At 68.0% G+C, this 19,916-nt stretch carries 17 protein-coding genes; 9 read left to right on the top strand and 8 right to left on the bottom strand.

Annotated elements, in window-relative coordinates:
• Positions 1 to 5 precede the first annotated feature (5 nt).
• The 6 genes from QOZ99_RS16720 to QOZ99_RS16695 form a co-directional block, all read right to left on the bottom strand.
• A complete protein-coding gene (locus tag QOZ99_RS16720) occupies positions 6 to 1,229 on the bottom strand; it encodes a sialidase family protein (protein ID WP_306891140.1) in 1,224 nt (407 codons plus the stop codon).
• 40 nt (positions 1,230 to 1,269) lie between these two features.
• Positions 1,270 to 2,736, bottom strand: a complete 1,467-nt coding sequence (locus QOZ99_RS16715; protein ID WP_306891138.1) for an aldehyde dehydrogenase family protein — start codon at positions 2,734 to 2,736, stop codon at positions 1,270 to 1,272.
• Positions 2,733 to 3,608, bottom strand: coding sequence for a carbohydrate ABC transporter permease (locus tag QOZ99_RS16710; protein WP_306891137.1), 876 nt, complete (start codon positions 3,606 to 3,608; stop codon positions 2,733 to 2,735). Before QOZ99_RS16710 ends, QOZ99_RS16715 begins: the two co-directional genes overlap by 4 nt.
• Positions 3,608 to 4,531: a carbohydrate ABC transporter permease gene (locus tag QOZ99_RS16705; protein WP_306891136.1), complete on the bottom strand. Its 924-nt coding sequence runs from the start codon at positions 4,529 to 4,531 to the stop codon at positions 3,608 to 3,610. The genes QOZ99_RS16710 and QOZ99_RS16705 overlap by 1 nt, the downstream gene beginning before the upstream one ends.
• A gap of 139 nt (positions 4,532 to 4,670) precedes the next feature.
• A complete protein-coding gene (locus QOZ99_RS16700) occupies positions 4,671 to 6,005 on the bottom strand; it encodes an extracellular solute-binding protein (RefSeq protein ID WP_306891135.1) in 1,335 nt (444 codons plus the stop codon).
• A gap of 208 nt (positions 6,006 to 6,213) precedes the next feature.
• Positions 6,214 to 7,362 (bottom strand): GlxA family transcriptional regulator, encoded by a 1,149-nt coding sequence (locus tag QOZ99_RS16695; protein ID WP_306891134.1) that lies wholly within the window; start codon positions 7,360 to 7,362, stop codon positions 6,214 to 6,216.
• Positions 7,363 to 7,680: 318 nt separating this feature from the next.
• Between QOZ99_RS16695 and QOZ99_RS16690 the strand changes: the two genes are divergently transcribed.
• The 8 genes from QOZ99_RS16690 (at position 7,681) to QOZ99_RS16655 (ending at position 15,573) form a co-directional block, all read left to right on the top strand.
• Positions 7,681 to 8,658, top strand: a complete 978-nt coding sequence (locus QOZ99_RS16690; protein ID WP_306891133.1) for a dihydrodipicolinate synthase family protein — start codon at positions 7,681 to 7,683, stop codon at positions 8,656 to 8,658.
• A 4-nt stretch (positions 8,659 to 8,662) separates the two neighbouring features.
• Positions 8,663 to 8,968, top strand: a complete 306-nt coding sequence (locus QOZ99_RS16685; RefSeq protein ID WP_306891131.1) for a UxaA family hydrolase — start codon at positions 8,663 to 8,665, stop codon at positions 8,966 to 8,968.
• Complete coding sequence (locus QOZ99_RS16680) at positions 8,961 to 10,205, top strand: UxaA family hydrolase (RefSeq protein ID WP_306891130.1); 1,245 nt, start codon at positions 8,961 to 8,963, stop codon at positions 10,203 to 10,205. Before QOZ99_RS16685 ends, QOZ99_RS16680 begins: the two co-directional genes overlap by 8 nt.
• A 43-nt stretch (positions 10,206 to 10,248) precedes the next feature.
• Positions 10,249 to 11,265, top strand: a complete 1,017-nt coding sequence (locus QOZ99_RS16675) for an ABC transporter substrate-binding protein (protein WP_306891129.1) — start codon at positions 10,249 to 10,251, stop codon at positions 11,263 to 11,265.
• A 77-nt stretch (positions 11,266 to 11,342) separates the two neighbouring features.
• On the top strand, positions 11,343 to 12,110 hold the full coding sequence (locus QOZ99_RS16670) for an ABC transporter ATP-binding protein (RefSeq protein WP_306891128.1): 768 nt from the start codon (positions 11,343 to 11,345) through the stop codon (positions 12,108 to 12,110).
• Positions 12,097 to 12,945, top strand: coding sequence for an ABC transporter permease (locus QOZ99_RS16665; RefSeq protein WP_306891127.1), 849 nt, complete (start codon positions 12,097 to 12,099; stop codon positions 12,943 to 12,945). The genes QOZ99_RS16670 and QOZ99_RS16665 overlap by 14 nt, the downstream gene beginning before the upstream one ends.
• A gap of 48 nt (positions 12,946 to 12,993) precedes the next feature.
• Positions 12,994 to 14,052 (top strand): Ldh family oxidoreductase, encoded by a 1,059-nt coding sequence (locus QOZ99_RS16660; protein ID WP_306891126.1) that lies wholly within the window; start codon positions 12,994 to 12,996, stop codon positions 14,050 to 14,052.
• A 21-nt stretch (positions 14,053 to 14,073) separates the two neighbouring features.
• Positions 14,074 to 15,573, top strand: coding sequence for an aldehyde dehydrogenase (locus QOZ99_RS16655; RefSeq protein ID WP_306891125.1), 1,500 nt, complete (start codon positions 14,074 to 14,076; stop codon positions 15,571 to 15,573).
• A gap of 148 nt (positions 15,574 to 15,721) precedes the next feature.
• Here the strand turns inward: QOZ99_RS16655 and lhpI are convergent, their stop codons facing one another.
• Positions 15,722 to 17,437 carry a cis-3-hydroxy-L-proline dehydratase gene (gene lhpI / locus QOZ99_RS16650; protein ID WP_306891124.1) on the bottom strand — a complete coding sequence of 572 codons (1,716 nt, stop codon included), beginning with the start codon at positions 17,435 to 17,437 and terminating at the stop codon, positions 15,722 to 15,724.
• Between the two features lie 181 nt (positions 17,438 to 17,618).
• Positions 17,619 to 18,629 (bottom strand): sensor histidine kinase, encoded by a 1,011-nt coding sequence (locus QOZ99_RS16645; RefSeq protein ID WP_306891123.1) that lies wholly within the window; start codon positions 18,627 to 18,629, stop codon positions 17,619 to 17,621.
• A 220-nt stretch (positions 18,630 to 18,849) separates the two neighbouring features.
• On the opposite strand from QOZ99_RS16645, the gene QOZ99_RS16640 reads away from it, so the two are divergent.
• Positions 18,850 to 19,692, top strand: coding sequence for a MurR/RpiR family transcriptional regulator (locus QOZ99_RS16640; RefSeq protein WP_306891122.1), 843 nt, complete (start codon positions 18,850 to 18,852; stop codon positions 19,690 to 19,692).
• Positions 19,693 to 19,916 lie beyond the last annotated feature (224 nt).

Here is a 19,916-nt window from a genome sequence, read left to right as displayed (position 1 = left end):
CGGCCTCAGACGCGGAACCGCGTGCACAGCAGATATTGCAGCGGCTTGGGATCGTCGGTCCATTCGTGATAGGCGCAGACGATGGTGCCGTCCTCCACCTGCGCCACGCTGGGATAGCCGATATGCTGGTAGATGCCGGGATGGTGCCAGTCGATGCCGCCGCTGGCCAGTTTGCCGGATTCCGGCGTCATGCGGCTGGAGCCGGGCGTGTCGGTTTCCGTGCGGCCGGGAACGCCACCCTCGCGGATGATGAACTCGTTCTTCACGTCCCAGGTCACGCCATCCTCGGAGAGGATGCCGCGCACGCCATAGGGCGGGCGGCGATAGCCATAGACCATGAGATAGCGCCCGTCCTGCAGGGCGATCAGCTCGGCCGGGTAGCCCCAGATGTTGGTCCATTTCGGCGGCGTCCAGGAGAAGCCGTCATCTTCCGAAATGGTCATCACCATGTTCTTGGCGTCGCTGGAGGGCTGCGTGTGCGTGCGCATGAAGCACACCAGCCGCCCGTCCTTCAGCCGCAGCAGCGCGGGCTCCTCGTAATCGATGATGCTGGCGGGGTCGTAGCCGAGCGTGGAGAAATATTCCCAGTTGTCGCCGCCATCGTCCGAGCGCATCAGCGCCGAGCGTGTGGTCTCGCCCTCGCCTTCCTCCTCATAGCCGCGGATACGCCCGTAAAGACCCATGAGCAGCGAGCCGTTCGGCAGCAGCCATGAGCCGAGCCGGCAGCCGCCATGCTTGAGCGGGCGGACATTGACCGGGATCGGCTTGGTCCAGGTCGCGCCGCCATCGGTCGACTTGATGACGAAGGTGCCGAGCCAGCCCTGCAGCTTGTAGGTCCAGCTCCAGTCGCCCCATTCGTCGGTGCGCGGATGCGCCGACCACGAGGGCTGCTCGGGCCGCACGCCGCGCTTGAAGAAGCCGGTAATGGTGAGGTTCACCAGGAGCGTGCCGTCCTCCAGCTCGCAGATGCCGCAGTCCCAGTTGCCCTCGGTCTGGCTCCAGGGCAGCACCACATGCGGGGGGCTCCAGCTCTTGCCGCCATCGGTGGAACGGGTCATCAGCGTCTGGCCGCTGTCATGATGGAACGGGAAGCGCTCCTCGTTGAAGACGGCGAGCAGGTCGCCGTTCCTGAGGGTGCGCATCGCGATCTGGTTCACGCAATGCGAGCCGTGGCGGAAGATGTCGGTGGTTTCGACGTCCTTGATGATGCCCATGACGGTGTCTTTCACGTTTCCTGTTCAGGCGAGATGAGGCGGGGACCGGCCGGCTTCAGAGCCGGATCCCCACATTCTTGATGGCGAGGTAGTTCAGGATGCCGGGCAGGCCGCGCTCGCGGCCGACCCCGCTGTCCTTGATGCCGCCGGTCGGGGCCTGCTGGCCGCCGATGAACCAGCCATTGATCCACACCGAGCCGGCCTCGATGTCGCGGGCGAGCCGGAGCGCGGTGCCGATGTCGCTGCCATAGACGCCGGCCACCAGCCCGTAGCCGAGGCCGTTGGCGAGGCCGAGCGCCTCCTCCACGGTGTCGAAGGTCAGCGCCACCGCCACCGGGCCGAAAATCTCCTCGCGCGCGGCGATGTTGGCGGGCTCCATTTGGTCGAGCAGCGTCGGCATGAGGAAATAGCCGCGCGGCAGGTCGGCCGGCCGGCCGCCGCCGAAGCGCAACCGGGCGCCCCCGCGCAGGCCGGCGGCGATGTAACCGGCCACGCGCTGGTGCTGCTCGGCCGAGACCAGCGGGCCGAGGTCGCGGTCGTCCATCCCGGGACCGACGGTGAGCCGCGCCGCCGCATCCGCGAGACGGTCGAGAAAGGCGTCGTGGATCGAGCGATGCAGGATGAGGCGCGAGGAGGCCGAGCACACCTGCCCGGAATTGCCGAAGGCCCCGTCCAGAACGTCGCTCACCGCCCGGTCGAGATCGGCGTCGGGCAGGATGATCAGCGGGTTCTTGCCGCCCAGTTCGAGCACCGCCGGCTTCAGGCCGCGCGCCGCGCCGGCATAGACCAGCCGTCCCGTTTCGACCGAGCCGGTGAAGGTGATGGCGCGCACGTCCGGGTGGGCGACCAGCGCGGCGCCCGCCTCCTCGCCATAGCCGGTAACGACATTGACGACGCCGGGCGGAATGCCCGCCTCGATGCAGCATTGCGCGAACAGGCCGGCGCTGAGCGGGGATTGCTCGGCGGGTTTCACCACGCAGCTGCACCCCGCCGCCAGCGCCGGCGCCACCGAGCGGGCCAGCATGCCGAGCGGGTAGTTCCACGGCACGATGTGGGCGGTGACACCCACCGGCTCCAGCAGGGTGAAATCGATGATGTCGCGCCCCAGCGGGATGGTGGCGCCTTCCAGTTTGTCGGCGGCGCCGCCATTGTAGCGCAGCGTCGCCGCCACGCCCTCGACATCGCCGCGCGATTCCCTCAAGGGCTTGCCGACATCGAGCGTCTCGATGAGCGCGAACTGTTCCTTGCGGGCCAGCACGATTTCGGCGAGCCGGTGGATGAGCCGGCCGCGCTCGGCCGGCGTCACCTCCCGCCACGGGCCGCGAAGGGCGGCCTTGGCGCCGGCGACGGCGCGGTCGATGTCGCGCGCCCCGCCCCGCGCCACCGGGGCGAGTTCGGCTTCGGTCGAGGGATCGAGGCTGGCGAAGCTGTCTCTCGAGGCAGCGGCCGCGAAGGCGCCGTCGATGAACAGGGTGCGCGGGGGCTCCAGCCCGAGCGCGGTAAGATCGATGCGCGCGGTCACGACTTGATGCTTCCCTGAGAGATGCCCTGGATGAAGTAGCGTTGCAGCAGGAAGAACAGCGCCAGGCTCGGCACCGAGAGGATCGTCACGGCCGCCATGGCGACGCTGAAGCCCTCCAGCTGGGTGCGCGTGCCGACCACCGGGGTGAAGGCGGCGATGCCCACGGGCAGCGTCTTCATGCTCTCGTCGAAGGTAACGAGCAGCGGCCACAGGAAATTGTTCCAGTTCAGCGTGAACAGGATCACCGCGGCGGCGATGGCGGGAGCGCGCGCGAGCGGCAGCGCGATGAGAAAGAACAGCCGGAACGGCCCGGCCCCGTCGACCCGCGCCGCCTCCTCGATCTCGGCGGGAAAACCGAGGAAGAACTGGCGGAAGATATAGACCGCGAAGACATTGCCGATGCTCGGCAGGATCAGCGCCTGATAGCTGGAGGCCCAGCCCATCTTGATGAAGCCGAGCAGCATGGGGATGATCGACACCTCGGTCGGGATCATCAGCGAGGCAAGGAACAGCGCGAACAGCCCGTCCCGCCCGGGAAAGCGCATCCGCGCCAGGCCATAGCCCGCCATGGCGCCGAACAGCACGGACAGCGAGGTCGCCACGCCCGCCTGCACCAGACTGTTGAACGCCCAGCGCACCACAGGGTACTCGAAGACTTTCACGTAATTATCGAAGGTGATGCGGTTCGGCAGCCACTCGATCTGCGCCGTCATCACGTCTTCGGGGTATTTCAGCGAGGTCGACACCATCCACACGAAGGGCGCGAACCAGGCGAACGCCACCGCCATGCCGACCAGCCAGATCGGCAGGTCGAGCAGGGTGAAGCGGTGCTCGTCCATGTAGCGGCGGACGCGGGTCAGGAGCGCGGTCATCAGGCGCGCTCCTTCAGCAGGAAACGCTGCAGCAGCGTGAGGATGAGAATGACGATGAACAGCAGGAGCGCGATGGCCGAGGCATAGCCGAACAGGTTGCGCACGATCGCCATGGTATAAATGTAGTAGATCGGCGAGGAGGAGGAGCCGGCCGGCCCGCCATTGGTCATCACATAGACCTGGCTGAAGATGCGGAAGGTGGAGATCAGCTGCAGCGTCACCACCATGGAGATGACCGGCCGAAGCTGCGGCAGCACGATGAAGAACAGCCGCTGCCAGCGCCCGGCGCCATCCACCAGCGCCGCTTCGGTCAAGTCAGCGGGAATGTCCTGCAGCGCGGCGAGGAACAGCACGAAGGCGAGGCCCAGATCCCACCACACCGAGGCGATGGACACGCCGACCAGCGACCATTCGGTCGATGTCAGCCACGGCACCGCACTGACGCCGACGGCGCCGAGATAGTGGTTGACGAGGCCGAACTGGGTATCGAGCAGCCACACCCAGACCAGGCCGATCACCGTGGCGGAAACCACATTGGGGGCGAAGAACAGCGTGCGGGCAAGGCCGGAGAGCGGATAGCCGCGACTGACGAACAGCGCGAAGGCCAACCCCAGCACGCTCACGCCGGGCACGATCAGCACACCGTAGAGCAGCGCGTTCTGGAACGCCACCGTGACCCAGGGATCGGCGAAGGCGCGGGTGAAATTCTCGGTTCCCACCCAGCGCGGGCTGCCGACGATGCTCCAGCGGGTGAACGCGACATAAACCCCGAACAGCACGGGGAGAATGTTGAACAGGAAGAACGGCACGGCGAAGAAGGCGACGAAGAGATAGCCGACGCGGTCGACGCGCGGCCGCTCCTGTCGGCGGCCCGGCGGCGGCACGGTGGCCGTCTCCGGGGCAGGCACTGCCATATCGGTCATGATGATCCCCGCTCCGGATCGCCGCCGGCCGGCCTCGCATTGATCGTCGACGGACCGCCGCCGCGGTCGGGCCGGCGTGACGACCGGCCCGACATCCCGCCCCCGGGGCGGTGCGGCTCCCGCAGCAGCGTCTCGCCGCTCAGCCTTCGTCGAGGCCGCGCTGCCAGGTCTCCTGGATCTGCGCCATGGCCTGGTCGATGCTGGTCTTGCCGGCCCACACGCCATCGAGCGTCTTGGCCAGGAAGTTGCCGCCGGAATAGATGGTGAAATCCGGGCCGGCGACGACCGGGATCTCGCCCTCGGTGGCGAACGACATGCCGTCGACGAACGGCCCGCGCACGCTCCACGGCGCGCCGGCGGTCTTGTAATCCGGGCGCGACAGGATGGATGTGCGCGGGGAGGCGCCGCGGCCGACCGTGGTCCACAGGAAGCTGTTGTCGGACAGCCACTTGACCGCCTGCATGCTCGCCTCGTAGCGCCCCTTGTCGGCCTGCGCGTAGAGTTCCAGGCCGCCGATCTCGCTATAGGTGCGCAGCGTGCCGCCAATATTGGGGAACAGCGCGGCGGTGAAATCGAGCTTCTGGCCGAGATAGCCGTTCAGCGTCCACGGCCCGGTCCAGAAAATGCCGCCCTGCCCGGTGCCGAACGCCTTGTAGCGGTCGGTCACATCGCGAGTGGACACCTTTTCCTTGTCGAACAGGTCGAGCACCCATTGCATCGCGGCTTTGCCGGCGTCCGGGTTGACCGCCGCGGTCTTGAGGTCGTCGCTGGCGCGGCGGAAGCCCATCTGCGCGGCGATGATGCCCCAGGTGACGGTGGGCTGCACGCCCGAGCCGGTCATCATGAGCCCCGAGCGCGTGACCTTGCCGCCCTCGGTCTTGGTCATCGCCCTGGCCCATTCCATCAGCGAGGCGGCATCGGTCGGCGGCTTGGTGCCGTCGAGGCCGGCTTCCCGGGCGATGGCGAGGTTGAGCAGCGGCTGCAGGCTCATCAGGTCCATCGGGACCATGAACAGGCCGTTGCCATATTTGGGGTAGCGCGAGGCCTGGATCGAGGCGGCGCTGAAATCGGGCAGGTCGAGCCCCGCCGCCTTGGCCAGATCGTCCAGCGGCACGATCACCTCGTCGCGGGCCAGCGCGGCTTCCTTGCCGGCGGTGCCCCAGCCGAAATCGGGCGCCTTGCCGGAAGCCACCGACGCGAGGATCTTGGTGACATATTGCTCCTCGGGCACGATCTCCATGCGGATCTTGATGCCCTGGGACGCGTGCGCGGTGTTGAAGGCGTCGATCATCTTCGCCCACACCTCGCCATCGGAGGCGGCCAGCCAGCTCCAGTGCACGATCTCGACCGGCTTGGCGAGGGCGGGGCGGGCGGGCACGAATGGCGTGGCGGCGAGGGCGGCGGCGCCGGCAAGAAAGCCGCGCCGGCTCGGCCGCGTGAGCGTCGAATCAGTGATATCGGATTTCGTGTTCATGTATTCCCCTCAATCTGTTTATTGCAGCCCGGAGGAAGTGCGTCACCGAAGTCGGATCTCGTGTAGAAGCGCGGAACAGACCTCTCAAGGCGAACGCGTTTCCTGCGAAGGAACAGTGCCACATCGCATGATGTCGTCTGCGTTTATTGTATTCGGCCGGTTTTTCCGGAATCCGTGACCGCTTATTCCGGCAGTCGTCGCCGTTGCTTCATAGTGGACCAGTTTCCCGGTCCGACTTGATCAAAAAGGACTCATTATTCGCATCCAGGGCCGTTTTCGGCGTCGGTTCCGGGGCGGCATCCAAGGCCTGATGCGCCAGCGGGCCGATGGACAGCCGGCGCACTTCCGGCCGGTAGGCCTGGTTCTGCTGGCGCCGCAGCGAGGCGCGGAATTCGCGCGGCGTCATGCCGAACTGGGCATGGAAGGCGCGGGAGAGGACACCGGGATAGGAGAAGCCGCAGGCGGTCGCCACGTCCTTGATGCCGAACTCCTCGTAGAACAGCATGTTGCGCGCCGCCTGCAGGCGGATGCGCAGGTAAAGCCGCATCGGCGTTTCGTCGAAGCTGCGGTTGCAGGCACGCAGCACCGTCTTCGCCGAGACCCCGAGCTGATCGGCGATGTCTTCCAGCGCCAGCGGAAAGTCGAGATTGTGCTCCATCAGCGCGACGATGCGGTCGGCCAGCGTGGGGCGCGCGGCCGGGCGCGGGGCGTCGTCCAGCCGCTGCGGCGTCACAGCCGGGCGCGGGACGTGGACCAGCGCGTTGGCCACCTCGCTGGCGAGGCTGGGGCTCTCCAGCCGGCCGATCAGGTCGAGAATGAGGTCCAGCATGGCGACACCGCCGGCGCAGCTGATGCGCGGGCCGTCAATCAGATAGATCTGGCTGCTCACCGCGATGTCGGGAAAGCGCTCGCGAAACGAGGGCACCGCCTCCCAGTGCAGCACCACGCTGCGCCCCTTCAGCAGCCCCGCCTGGGCAAGCGCGAAGGCGCCGGTATCCACCGCGCCGATCGTCGCCCCGAACCGCGCGGCGGTGCGCAGCTGGTTGAGCAGCTTGGGCGAATTGCGCTGCATCGGCAGGTTGCCTTCGAACACGAAATGAAAATCCGCCGGCGGCAGGCTCGCGAGCCCGTCATCGACCGACATCCACAGCCCGTTGCTGGCGCGCACCGGGTTGCCATCCTCCGAGGCCAGCCGCCAGCGGAACAGCTCGCGCCCGCTATACTGGTTGACGATCCGGAGCGCCTCGGTCGCCAGCACCAGCGCGTTGAGCGGAAATTCCGGCTGCAGGATGAAATTGAAGCTGGGCGGGCCGCCCGCGCGCCGTTCGCCGCTCAAAGGCGCCTCGATCGGGGACATCACGGCACTCCTGACGGGCGATTGAGGGCCGGGCCACGCGAGGCGCGCCACGGGTGGCGGCCGGTAGTTGAGGCGCGACCTGTCCAGGATGGTTCACATTTGGTCCAGCACTGTCAATTCGTTTTGCCGATTGTTGGGAAGGATGGGTCATCGAGATGCAGACGGAGCCCCTTCCCGCTGTCCGACAGGCGGAACGGGACTCCCGCCAATCTTCATGAGCAGGACATCGAGCACGCGGCGCCCTCGCCGGTGAACTCTCGGCCATGCGGCCGCGGGGCGGGTGGGCGCGCGGGCCGCACGACGCGGGGAAGAGCAGTGATGCGGACGGACATGTCCCGGGCGGACATTCTGAAGAAGAAGCTGGAAGGGTGCTATGTCACGGTACCGACGCCGTTCCGCGACGAGGACGGCTTTCCGGTCGACGAAGTGGCGCTGCGCGCCTATGTCCGCTTCCTCATCGACGGCGGGCTGACGGCCGATACCGCGGTATTCCTGGCCGGCGGCGCGGCGGGTGACTTCTCCACCATGAGTTTCGACGAGCGGGTGCGCGTCGCCGAAATCGTGATCGACGAGGTGGCGGGTCGCGTGCCGGTGGCCATGGGCGCCCAGACCACCAGCACGCTGGAACTGGTGCGCCTCGCCAAGGCGGCGCAGCGCATCGGCGCTGATTTCATCCAGGTCTCCTGCCCGTTCTACTTCAGCCATACCGAAGCCGATTTCGAGGAATTCGTCCGCGCCGCGGCCGAGGCGGCGCCCGATATCGGGTTGATCATCTACAATACGTTCTGGAACACCACGAACATCTCCTTCGCCATGGTCGAGCGTCTCGCGCAGATCCCCAATGTGGTGGGATTGAAATGGGCGACCCCGCGCACCGACGCCATGGAATTCGAGAGCGTGGCGGCTCGCTTCTCCAAGCGCTTCACCATCATCGACAACAACCTGTTCTTCGCCTTCAGCGCCATGCCCGCGCTCGGCGCCCGCGCCTTCGAGGTGCACCTGTGCAATTTCTGGCCCGAATGGGGGCTCAAGCTGGTGCGCGAGATCGGCGCTGGCAACTACACCGAGGTGGCCCGCATGCTGGTGGAGGAGGCCATGCCCTTCTACAAGCTGTGGGTGGAGATCGAGCGCGATTTCACCAGCGGCGATGGCTATCTCGACAAGCTCTGCATGGAGCTGGTCGGCCTGCCCTCCAGCCGCTGCCGGCCGCCCACCCGTGACGCGCGCCCGCATTACCGCGCGGCAACGCTCGCCATGATGCGGTCGATCGGCACGCCCAATCTCGTAGCCGGCTGAGGACATGATGGGCGAACCGGGCGCGGCGAACATGATCCGGCTGGCGGCGGGCGACAATGTCGGCATCGCGCTGGTCGACATCGCGGCCGGCAGCACCGCCGCGACGCTGGACGGACTCGCGCTCCGCGCGCTGGAGGCAATCCCGCAGGGGCACAAGATCGCACTCGTGCCCATCGCGCCGGGGGCGGACATCGTGCGCCTGCGCATGGCGGTCGGCATCGCCCGGGCGGAAATTCCCGCCGGCCGGCTGGTGCATGTGCACAACGTCGCCAGCCGCTACCTCAACAATGATCAGGATCATTATGAATAGCCCCGCTCCGCTCCCCTCCACCGCGTCGCCGGCGCCCGCGCCTGTCGCGATGCGCGGCTATCCGCGCGCGGACGGGCGCAAGGGCATTCGCAACTTCCTGCTCGTCGCCTATCTCGTGGAATGCGCCCACCATGTCGCGCGCAGGATCGCGTCGCCCTATCAGGGGGATGGGGTGCAGCTGATCGGCTTTCCCGGCTGCTACCCCAGCGACTATGCCCAGCGCGTGATGGAGGACCTCGCCACCCATCCCAATGTCGGCGCGGTGCTGCTGGTCTCGCTCGGCTGCGAGGAATTCCAGCGCGCCCGGCTGAAGGAGGCCATCGCCGCCAGCGGACGCGAGGTGGAACTGCTCACCATCCAGAGCGCCGGCGGCACAACCGGCTCGGTCGCAAAGGGGCGCGCCTGGGTGGAGGCTCGGCTCGCCGCGCTGGCGGCCGCGCCGACCGTGCCGCTCGCATTGTCCGATCTCGTCATCGGCACCAAGTGCGGCGGCTCGGACGGGCTGTCCGGCGTCACCATCAACCCGGCCGTGGGCCATGCGAGCGACCTGCTGGTGGATGCCGGCGCCACCGTGATGTTCGAGGAGACCTGCGAACTCATCGGCTGCGAAACGCACATGGCGGCACGGGCGGCCACACCGGAGCTTGCCGCCGCGCTGACGGCGGCGGTGCGCAAGGCGGACAGCTATTACACCGAACTGGGCCATGGCAGCTTCGGCGGCGGCAATATCAAGTACGGCCTCTCCACGCTGGAGGAGAAGTCGCTCGGCGCCTATGCCAAGAGCGGCTCGCGGCCGATCTCCGGGGTGCTGAAGCCCGGCGTGCGCCCGCCCGCGCCGGGCCTCTATCTCATGGACACGGTGAATGACGGGCCGGTGCGCTACGGCATTCCCAACATCAACGACACCCAGACCATCACCGAGATGGTGGCGAGCGGCTGCCACCTCATCCTGTTCACGACCGGCGCCGGCTCGGTGGTCGGCCAGGCGCTCGCCCCGGTCATCAAGGGCGTCTCCAATTCGCGGGTCTTCACGCGGATGGAAGACGACATGGACATCAATGGCGGCACCATCGCCGACGGGATCGAGGGCGTCGCCGATGTCGGCCGCCGCATCGTCGACGCGGTCCGCGCCGCCGCCTCCGGCCTGCCGACCAAGTCCGAGGCGCTGGGGCACCAGGAATTCATCCTGTCCTACAAGACCTACGAACCGCTCGGCCCGGGCTGCCTGCCGGTGTGAGCGACCACAACAAAGCAACCAGAGAACCAACCAGGGGATCGTCATGCGCATATCGGGAGTATTCGGAACGCGACTGGCCAGCGCCGCCCTTGTGGCGGTGGGCCTTTTCACCGCCAGCCAGGCACAGGCGCTCGACGACGTGCGCCTGCGCCTCAACTGGATGTGGTACGGCTCGCACGCCGCCTTCGCGCTGGGCAAGGACCGCGGCTATTTCAGGGATGCCGGCATCAATCTGGATGTGCGCTCCGGCAATGGCTCGGGCTCGGCGCACCGGCTGGTCGCCAATGGCGACAGCACCTTTTCCTACGGCTCCTGCGCCAGCATGGTGAACCTTGCCGCCAAGGGCGCGCCGCTCGTCTCGGTCGGCGTCATCGACGCCATGGGCACGGAGGCCATCATCGTGCGGCCGGATGCGAGCGTCGCCAAGATCGGCGACCTCAAGGGCAAGAAGCTGCTCACCACCGCCAATGCCGGCGTGAATACCTTCTTCCCGCTGGTGCTGAAGAATGCCGGCCTCGCCGAGGGCGATGTCGGCATCATCAACGTGCCGGACGGCGCGCTGGTGTCGAGCTATCTGCAGGGTGCGGGCGGCGTGGTGGGTCTGCTCGGCGGGCTCGACGACAAGCCGGCGGAGATCAAGGCGGCCGGCGGCGCCGCGCCGGTCACCTTCCCCTATTCCGACTACGGGGTGAACCAGGTCGGCTACTGCATGGTGGCCAATCGCGAGACCGTGGCCAAGAATCCCGATCTGGTGAAGCGCTTCCTCGCCGCCACCGTGCGCTCCTACAAGGCAGCCGAAGCCGACCCGCAGGCGGCGGTGAACGCGATGGGCGACATTGTCGGCGGCACCATGAACGAGGATGCCGGCAAGAAGCAGGCGGCCGAGGTGCAGAAGGTGACGCTGGACGTGCTCTACTCCAAGGCGAACACGGCCAAGGTGCTCGGCCTCAACGTGCCGCAGGACTGGACCGAGATGCTGGAACTGATGAAGGCCTATAACGGCCTTCAGACCAAGGAACCGGCGTCCTTCTTCTACACCAACGATTTCCTTCCGAAATAGACTGCCCGGACGCGGACGGCGGGCGCCCCGGCGCCCGCCCGGTGAATGTTCCAAACCAAGAAGAGGCCGCGCGCGCCATGGCCGCGACGATCGAGATAAAGTCGCTGAGCAAGACCTTCGGCTCCGGCCCGCAGGCGGTGCACGCCTTCGGGCCGGTGGATCTCACCATCGAGGCCGGCAGCTTCGTCTCGCTGCTCGGTCCGTCCGGCTGCGGCAAGTCCACGCTGATGTTGATGGTGGCCGGCCTGCTCGACGCCTCGGAAGGCGCCATCTATTTCGACGGCGAACGGGTCGGCGCACCGCGCACCGATATCGGCATCATGTTCCAGGACAACACGCTGGTGCCGTGGCGCTCGGTGGAAGGCAACATCGCGCTGCAGCTGGAACTGCGCGGCCTCGACCCCAAACCCTATGCCGGCCGCATCCGCGACCTGCTGCGCTCGGTGAAGCTGGAAGGCTTCGCCGCGCGCCACCCCTATGAACTGTCGGGCGGCATGCAGCAACGCGCCGCCTTCTGCCAGGCGCTGGTGCACGAGCCGGACACGCTGCTGTTCGACGAGCCGCTCGGCAAGCTCGACGCCATGACCCGCGAAAGCATCCGCACCGACCTGCAGGCGCTGTGGATGGCGCGGCGGCCCACCGTGGTGTTCGTCACCCATTCCATCGAGGAGGCGGTGCAATTGTCCTCCGTCGTCTGCGTCGTCACCCCGCGCCCCGGCCGCATCGAGCGCACCATCGAGATCGATCTGCCGTGGCCGCGCGACATGGAGGTGAAGGCGAGCCCCGCATTCACCCGCTACGTCCATGACATCCAGGGGATATTCCGTGACTATGGTGTCCTCTAACGCCCCCCGCGACCCCGCCCCCGCCCATGCCCCCGCCCATGCCGGCCGGCTCATCCGCGCCGTGGAATGGCTGGTGCTGCGCATCGCCGCGGCGTGGCCTTTCCTCACCTTCTTCGTCGGTTTCTTCCTGTTCTGGGAATATGCCGTCATCCTGTTCGGCGTCCCCGGCTACATCCTGCCGACGCCGTCCGAGATCGTCACGCGCGGCTGGGCCGATATTCCCCGCCTGCTGGACTACACGCTGGTCACGGGCACGGAATCCGTCCTCGGCTATCTGCTGGCGGTCGCGGTGGGCCTGCCGATCGGGCTCGCCATCGCCTTCTCGCCGATGTTGCGACGGACGCTCTACCCGTTCTTCGTCAGCCTGGAAATGGTGCCGAAAATCGCCTTCGCGCCGCTCTTCATCGCCTGGCTCGGCTTCGGCCTGCTGCCCAAGGTGATCATCGTCGTGCTGGTGTGCTTCTTCCCCGTGGCGCTGAACGCCATCCACGCCTTCGGCTCGCTATCCGACGAACTCACCCGCTTCTGCCGGTCCACCGGCGCGGGGCCCTTGCGCACCTTCTGGAAAGTGCGGCTGCCGGCGGCGCTGCCGCAATGTTTCGTCGGCTTCAAATATGCCGCGCTCAACGCCACGGTAGGCGCGACCATCGCCGAATTCATGGGCTCCGACCAGGGGCTCGGCTTCTACATCTCCATCGCCACCGGCAACATGCGGCCCGACCTCGCCTTTGCCGGCATCTTCTTCCTGACGCTGCTCGGCCTCGCCTTGTTCGGCTGTGTCACGCTGGCCGAGCGGCTGCTGATCCCCTGGCACATTTCCCAGCGCCGGCACTGAGACGCCCCGCCCCCGACATTGGCCCGCCGACGACCCGAGGATTTCCCGATGCCGACACGCTATGCCGCGCCTGACCTCGTCACCCTCGCGGGCGCCATTCTCCGCGCCGCCGGCCTGCCGGACGAACCGGCCCAGGCGGTGGCGCAGGGCCTCACGGAGGCCGACCTGCTCGGCCACACCACGCATGGGCTGGCGCTCATCGGCGATTATGTCGAGGAACTGGACACCGGCGCGATGGAGCGCGAGGGCGCGCCGGACATCGTCGCCGACCACGCCGCGGTGGCGACCTGGGACGGGCGGCGCCTGCCCGGCCTGTGGGTCACGCGCCTCGCGGTGGAGGATGCGGTGCGCCGCGCGGGCCTGTTCGGCATCGGTGCGGTGGCTGTGCGGCGCAGCCATCACATCGCCTGTCTCGCCAGCTTTCTTGAGGCCCCGGCACGGGCGGGAATGATGGTGCTGGTCTTCTCCTCCGACCCCAGCGACGCCCATGTCGCCCCCTTTGGCGGGCTGACGCCGGTGCTGACCCCCAACCCCATCGCCGCCGGCATCCCCGCCCATCCCGATCCGATCCTGATCGACGTCTCGACCTCCATCACCACCGCCGCCCTGTGCGGCCGCGCGCGCGCCGCCGATACGCGGCTGCCCGGCCCGTGGCTGCAGGACGCGGACGGCCGCGCCACCGATGACCCGCACGCGACGAAGCAGGGCGGTTCCCTGCTGCCGATCGGCGGGCTGGACCATGGCCACAAGGGCTATGGCCTGTCGCTCATGGTGGAGGCGCTGACCCAGGGCCTGTCCGGCCATGGCCGCGCCGAGGCGCCCACCGGCTGGGGCGCCGGCGTGCTGGTGCTGGCGCTCAGCCCGGCCGCCTTTGCCGGGCTGGACGGCTTCCTGCGCCAGACCGGGTGGCTGATCGATGCCTGCCACGCCGCCCGCGTGCCGGCCGGCGCGCCGCGCGTGCGGCTGCCCGGCGAAGCCGCGCTGTCGCGCAAGCGCGCGGCGCTGGCCGAGGGCGTCGCGCTGCATCCCGGCATCACTGATGACCTCGCCCGGCTCGCCGCCCGCTTCGGCCTCGCCTTCCCGGCTCCCGTGTCCGAAACCGCCTGACAACGTCCGGAGACACCGCTCATGAGCGCCTACAAGTCCGCCGACCAGTACCGCGACATCGCCGGCCGCCTCGCCTTGCCGTCGAAAGCCTTCATCGATGGCGAATGGAGCGCGGCGGCCGCGGGCGAGGTGTTCGAGAATCGCGATCCCGCGCGGGGGACCCCGCTCGGCCTCGTCGCCTCCTGCGGCGGCACTGACGTCGACCGCGCGGTGGCGGCGGCACGACGCGTCTTCGAGGCGGGCGACTGGTCGCGCGCCGCGCCCGAGGAGCGCAAGGCCGTGCTGCTGAAGCTGGCGGACCTCGTTTCGGCGCATGCCGAGGAACTCGCCGTGCTGGAAAGCCTCGATTCCGGCAAGACCATCAAGGACTGCCTGAACGAGATCGGCCATGAAGTGCCGACCTTTTTCCGCTGGTATGCCGAATTGATCGACAAGAGCTTCGGCAAGGTGGCACCCACCGCGCAGAACATTGTCGGCATGATCGTACGCGAGCCGATCGGCGTGGTCGGCCTCGTGCTGCCGTGGAACTTCCCGCTGCTGATGGCGGCGTGGAAGCTCGCCCCCGCGCTCGCCGCCGGCTGCTCGGCGGTGCTGAAGCCGGCCGAGCAGACCCCGCTCTCCGCGCTCAAGCTGGCCGAACTCGCCATGCAGGCCGGCCTGCCGGCAGGCGTGCTCAATGTGGTGCCGGGCTTCGGCGAGACGGCCGGCCAGGCGATCGGCCGCCACATGGATATTGACGCGGTGTCCTTCACCGGCTCCACCGAGGTCGGCGCCTATTTCCTGAAATATGCCAGCGAGAGCAACCTGAAGCCGGTCGGGCTGGAAATGGGCGGCAAGAGCCCGATGATCGTACTCGACGATGCCGAGATCGACGACACGCTGGTCTCCTCCGCCATCTCCGCCGCGTTCTGGAACGGCGGTCAGAACTGCTCGGCCAATATGCGCCAGATCGTCCACACCAGGGTGAAGGACGCCTTCCTCGACGCCGTGGTCGACAAGGCCAAGGCGCTGGTGGTCGGCGATCCGCTCGATCCGGCGACGGATCTCGGCTCCATGGTCACCGAGGAGCACCGCGCCCGCGTGCTGTCCTATATCGAGATCGGCAAGGCCGAGGGCGCGACATTGCTGGCCGGCGGTGGCGCCAGCGCGGGACTGGACGGCGCCTATGTCGACCCCACCGTGTTCGACGGCGTCGACCCGGCCATGCGCATCGCCCGTGAGGAGATTTTCGGCCCGGTGCTCGGCGTGATCGAAGTGGGCGGCATCGAGGAGGCGCTCGCCATCGCCCGCGACAGCGATTACGGCCTGCACGCCACGGTGTTCACGCAGGACCTCGACAAGGCCTTTCACCTCGCCAAACGGCTGCCCTGCGGCACGGTGGCGGTCAACGGCTTCAGCGAAGGCAATGTGACGACACCCTTCGGCGGCTACAAGCGCTCGGGCTCGCTGAGCCGCGACAACGGCACCGAAGCGATGGACCAGTACCTGCAGACCAAGACCATCTGGATCACCCTGAAATAGCCCGGCTCCCGCACGGGGCCGCGGCGCGCCGCGGCCCCGATCCTCACCTTGGCGCCCGTCTGGCGAAATCGCCTTCCCCGGTCGGGCGCCATCTCCTTTTCTCCATGGCCTCATCCGGCGCGAGCCGAAATCCCCGTCGCCACGCCCCCTACCGCAGCCAGTCCGGCAGCCGTGGCGGAACCCGGCCGGTCAGGGCCGCCTCAACGCAATCGTCCAGCGTGCCGAGCCGCACCGCGCAGCCCGAGAGCCCCGGCCCGTAATGGGCATATTTGCCGGATGTCGTGATCACCGCCCGCGTCCGCGGGGGGAAGACCGGCCGGGTGATGGAGCACCAGCACAGATCGGCCACCACCTCCACCCCGCAGGCGCGCAGCCGCGCCAGCGTGCCCTCGCTCGCCGTGCCGGCGATCACCTGCCGCCCGGCGGTGACGATGACCGACACATCCGGCGCGCGGCGCCGGCCCGCCAGCGCGTCGGCCAGCGCCCGGCACTCGCCAAGCGACGCGTGCGGGCTGCCAATGGCGACGAGCTCCACCGCCTCCGGCCCGCCATTGAGACCGGCCCATCCCGCGATGAGATTCGCGCGCGTGAGGAGGACCGTGTCGGCATCCGCGGCGGGCGCGTGGCCGGCCTCCGGCGTGACACCCGCGATGTGCAGCATCGGCGCGGCGGAGGTGGTGCCGAAGGCGGCGCACAGCGCCTTGAGGTCGTCCGGCGTCGGGCGGCCCGGCGCCAGACCGCGCAGCAGCGGTACACGGTCGGGCGCGGCGCGGCCGGCGAGATAGCCGATGAGCGGCCACACCGCCGCGCCGGCATCCGCGGGCAGCGCCACGTCGATGAGGCGCCGCGCCCGGCGGGCCGCGTCGAGAAAGGCCCCCGCCAGCGGCGCGCGGCCGGTGAGCGCGATACACAGGTCGAGAAAATCGGGATGCTTGGCGGTGCGCGCGCCGAGAACGCTGTTGGCGAAGATCACCGCGTTGGATTCCGACCAGCCGATCGGCTCGCCCGCCATCGGCGGCGCCTCCAGCAGATAGGGCGCGCAGGTGAAGCTCGCCCGGCACCCCATGCGCACATAAGCATCCGCCAGCCGTGCCGCGGGAACGCCGAAGGCCGGGGGCACGCCCTGCGCGCGCCAGTTCTCATGGTCGACCGAAATGGCATTCATCGTCGTCGGCACGCGCACCCGTCCGCCCAGCCTCTCCATCGCCTCGGCGAAGACGAGATTGGCCGGCCCGGCATAGATGCAGCCGTCAATATGGGCGCGGGTGACATCGGTGAGCGCCGCCGCACCCTGCTGGCACGCCATCGCGCAGAGAATGGCCATCGCCTGCCGCACCGCCGGGCCGTCCGCGCCATCGAGCATGGCCCGGTCGCGCGGCGTGAGGACGAGCCCATCCGCCGGCAGCGGCGCGAGGGGAATGCGTCGCCCGTCCGCCGCGAGGACGGAAGGCGAGATCGACACCGTCTCCGCCCCGGCGATGTCGGCAAAGGCGGCGCGCGAAAGGCGCAGCACCGGCACGGTGCGGCCGAACATCTCGCGGGCGACCAGCGCGCCCAGCGTCAGCGTGTCCTCCGGCTCGCAGAAGACCAGCGCGGCCGGCGCATGCCCGGCCATGGCGAGTTCCAGCAGCACACCCGAGCCCGAGCAGGACCCCCGGCTGGTCGGCATCAGCACGATGGCGCCCGCCAACGACACTCCATGGCAGGGATGGTGCACATCGATCACCCGGCCGGTGGCGGGATCAACCCCGCCCCAGAAGCTCAGGCCTTCCGCCATGGCGACGACCGGCCCGCGCGCCGATCCGCCCAGAAGGACGAGACCGGTCTCGTCTCGCAGGCTCGCGCCCTCACCTCCCGTCGGCATCATCGCTCCCCGTCGCGGTCCATTCCCGATCCCAAGCGCGGGAGCCTACCTGCATAGGCCCGGGCGGGTCGGGTGGAAACGGCGGGGCGACACCCGGCTTCAGTGGATGATCGCCCCGCGCGGGCCGGACATTGCCGGTGGGCGGGGATATCGGCGGCGAACGCACGCATGGATGCGTGAACTATGCCGTCAGGCGATCTGGATTGACCTTCAACGTGATGACGACGCCATCCTTGGCCCAGTTGTAGTCGATGGAGCCGCGCAGATGGCCGGTCACGCTGCGCTCGACGAGCTTGCTACCATAGCCTCGTGCTCCGGTGGGCGGCGTCACCTTCGGCCCGCCGGTCTCCGTCCAGACAAGGGTGACGGCGGCATCGTGCGCCGAGCATGAAATATCGAGACTGCCAATGTCGACCGACAGGGCGCCGTATTTCAGCGAGTTTGTTGCCAGTTCATGCACGATCAGCGCGAGGATCGTCGTGGTGGATTCACCGACGCTCATGCGCGGCACCGATACGCGGATGCGGCCGCTGAAGGCGCCGAGATCGTCATAGGGCGCCAGCAGCACGGTCAGCAGATCGCCCAGCAGCGCCGAGGCCGCCATCGTCTGGCCGGGGACGGGGCGCACCAGATCATGCGCGCGGCCCAGCGCGGTCAATCTCTGCGTCAGTTCGCGGGCCATGTCCGTTGTCGTCGAGGTCGAGCGCGAGGTGATGGCGGTGAGGCCGGAGGCAATGGCGAGGAGGTTCTTGACCCGGTGGCTCATCTCGCCCGCCAGCAATTCCCGCCCTTCCTCTGCCTGCTTGCGGCCCGTCACATCGATGAAGATGCCGAACATGAGCCGCTGCACCATGCCGGCGTCATCGCCCTGGCCGCGCGCGGAAATCCACTTGAGTTCGTCGCCGGTGACGATGCGAAAATCGATCTCGTAGGCGCCGAGAATGGCGCGCGTCGCCGTGAAGGCGGCACGAACCCGATCGCGATCGGCAGGATGAATATGGGCGGAAAGGTCTTCGAAGTTGACCTCGCTGCCGCGAGGAAGGCCCCAGAGATCATAGGCATGGTCGTCCATAGCGAGAGCGTCGGAATCCACGTTCCACGACCACAGCGCGACCCCCGCTGCTTCGATCGCGCGGACCAGATTTTTCGGCTCCCAGAGCAGCGGCTTCAGATTATCGGCGTTCGAGGTCATTGAAGCTCCGGATTCAAGAGCGCACGCTACCCAGACACTATGACATTCGTGGGATCGGACAAAATCGCGCTCGCTCGATTGAGCGGATGAACCAGCGAATGACGGTGAGCGAATGTCTGTTCCGCCGGCTTGCGCCCCGGGTGCGGCAGCGGCATCTTCCCTTGCCTTGCGCCGGGCGCCGTAGGACAGTCCGTGAAACTCAGTTTTCACGGGAGGGTCCATGCCCCCGAAGGATCGCTCCTTCCTCACCCGCGTTCGCCAGGCCTTGCCGACGCTGCATCCCGCCGAGCGCCGGCTGGGCGATTTCGTGTGCGACTTTCCCGGCGAGCTCGCGAGCTATTCGGCGCAGGAACTGGCGGCGCTGGCGCATGTCTCCAAGGCGACGGTGTCACGCTTCGTCCAGCGGCTCGGCTATGACAATTACGAGGAGGCGCGCCGCCACGCGCGCGCGGAAAAGCAGACCGGCTCGCGGCTGTTCCTGACCACCTCGGTGGATGCGAGCGGCGAGCAATCGGTCGCCGCCCATTCCGCGCAGGCGATCGCCAATCTCGAGGCCACCTTCCTCGCCATCACCGACAGCCAGGCGAACGACGCCGCCGCCGCCATCCTCGCGGCACGCAAGATCTGGGTGATCGGCTTTCGCGCCAGCGCGCCCTTCGCCGCCTATCTCCAGTGGCAGCTGACGCAGGTCGTGGAAAACATCGTCGCCATTCCCGGCGCCGGGCAGACGCTCGGCGAGCATCTCGTCAGCGTCGCGCCGGAGGATCTGGTGATCCTTTTCGGCCTGCGCCGGCGCGTCGCCCGCATCGGCCTCATCCTCGACCAGGTGCAGAAGAGCGGCGCCCGGCTTCTCTACATCACCGACGAGGGCGAGAGCTTCCTGCCAAGCGCGACATGGCATCTGCGCTGCCAGACACTGGCGCCGGGGCCGCTGTTCAGCCATGTCTCGGTGATGGCGGTGTGCCATCTGCTGGCCACACGCTGCATCGAGCGCGCCGCCGCCGCCGGCCGCACCCGGCTGCGCGGCATCGAGGCCATCAACGACGCCCTTGAGGAACTCTGACGTCGATTTGTGCATCTGCACGAAGTCGACGTCTATTATTGCCTCACGAGAAACTGAGGTTTCATGCCGAGGGTCGGCAACTTGAATCTGTCATCTATATGATTTTGAATATGAAACTGTATTTTCACACTAGTTGGCATGAAATCTGTATTCCTTATCCTCCAGGGAAGATCGACGGAACCGTCTGACGGGACGCTCGGCTGCTCTTCCACCGCCTAAGCAGT

It is taken from the genome of Ancylobacter amanitiformis (assembly GCF_030814815.1).
Taxonomy (GTDB): domain Bacteria; phylum Pseudomonadota; class Alphaproteobacteria; order Rhizobiales; family Xanthobacteraceae; genus Ancylobacter; species Ancylobacter amanitiformis.
The sequence above is the reverse complement of the archived record's forward strand: the minus strand, read 5'-3'. Positions and strand labels throughout refer to the sequence as shown.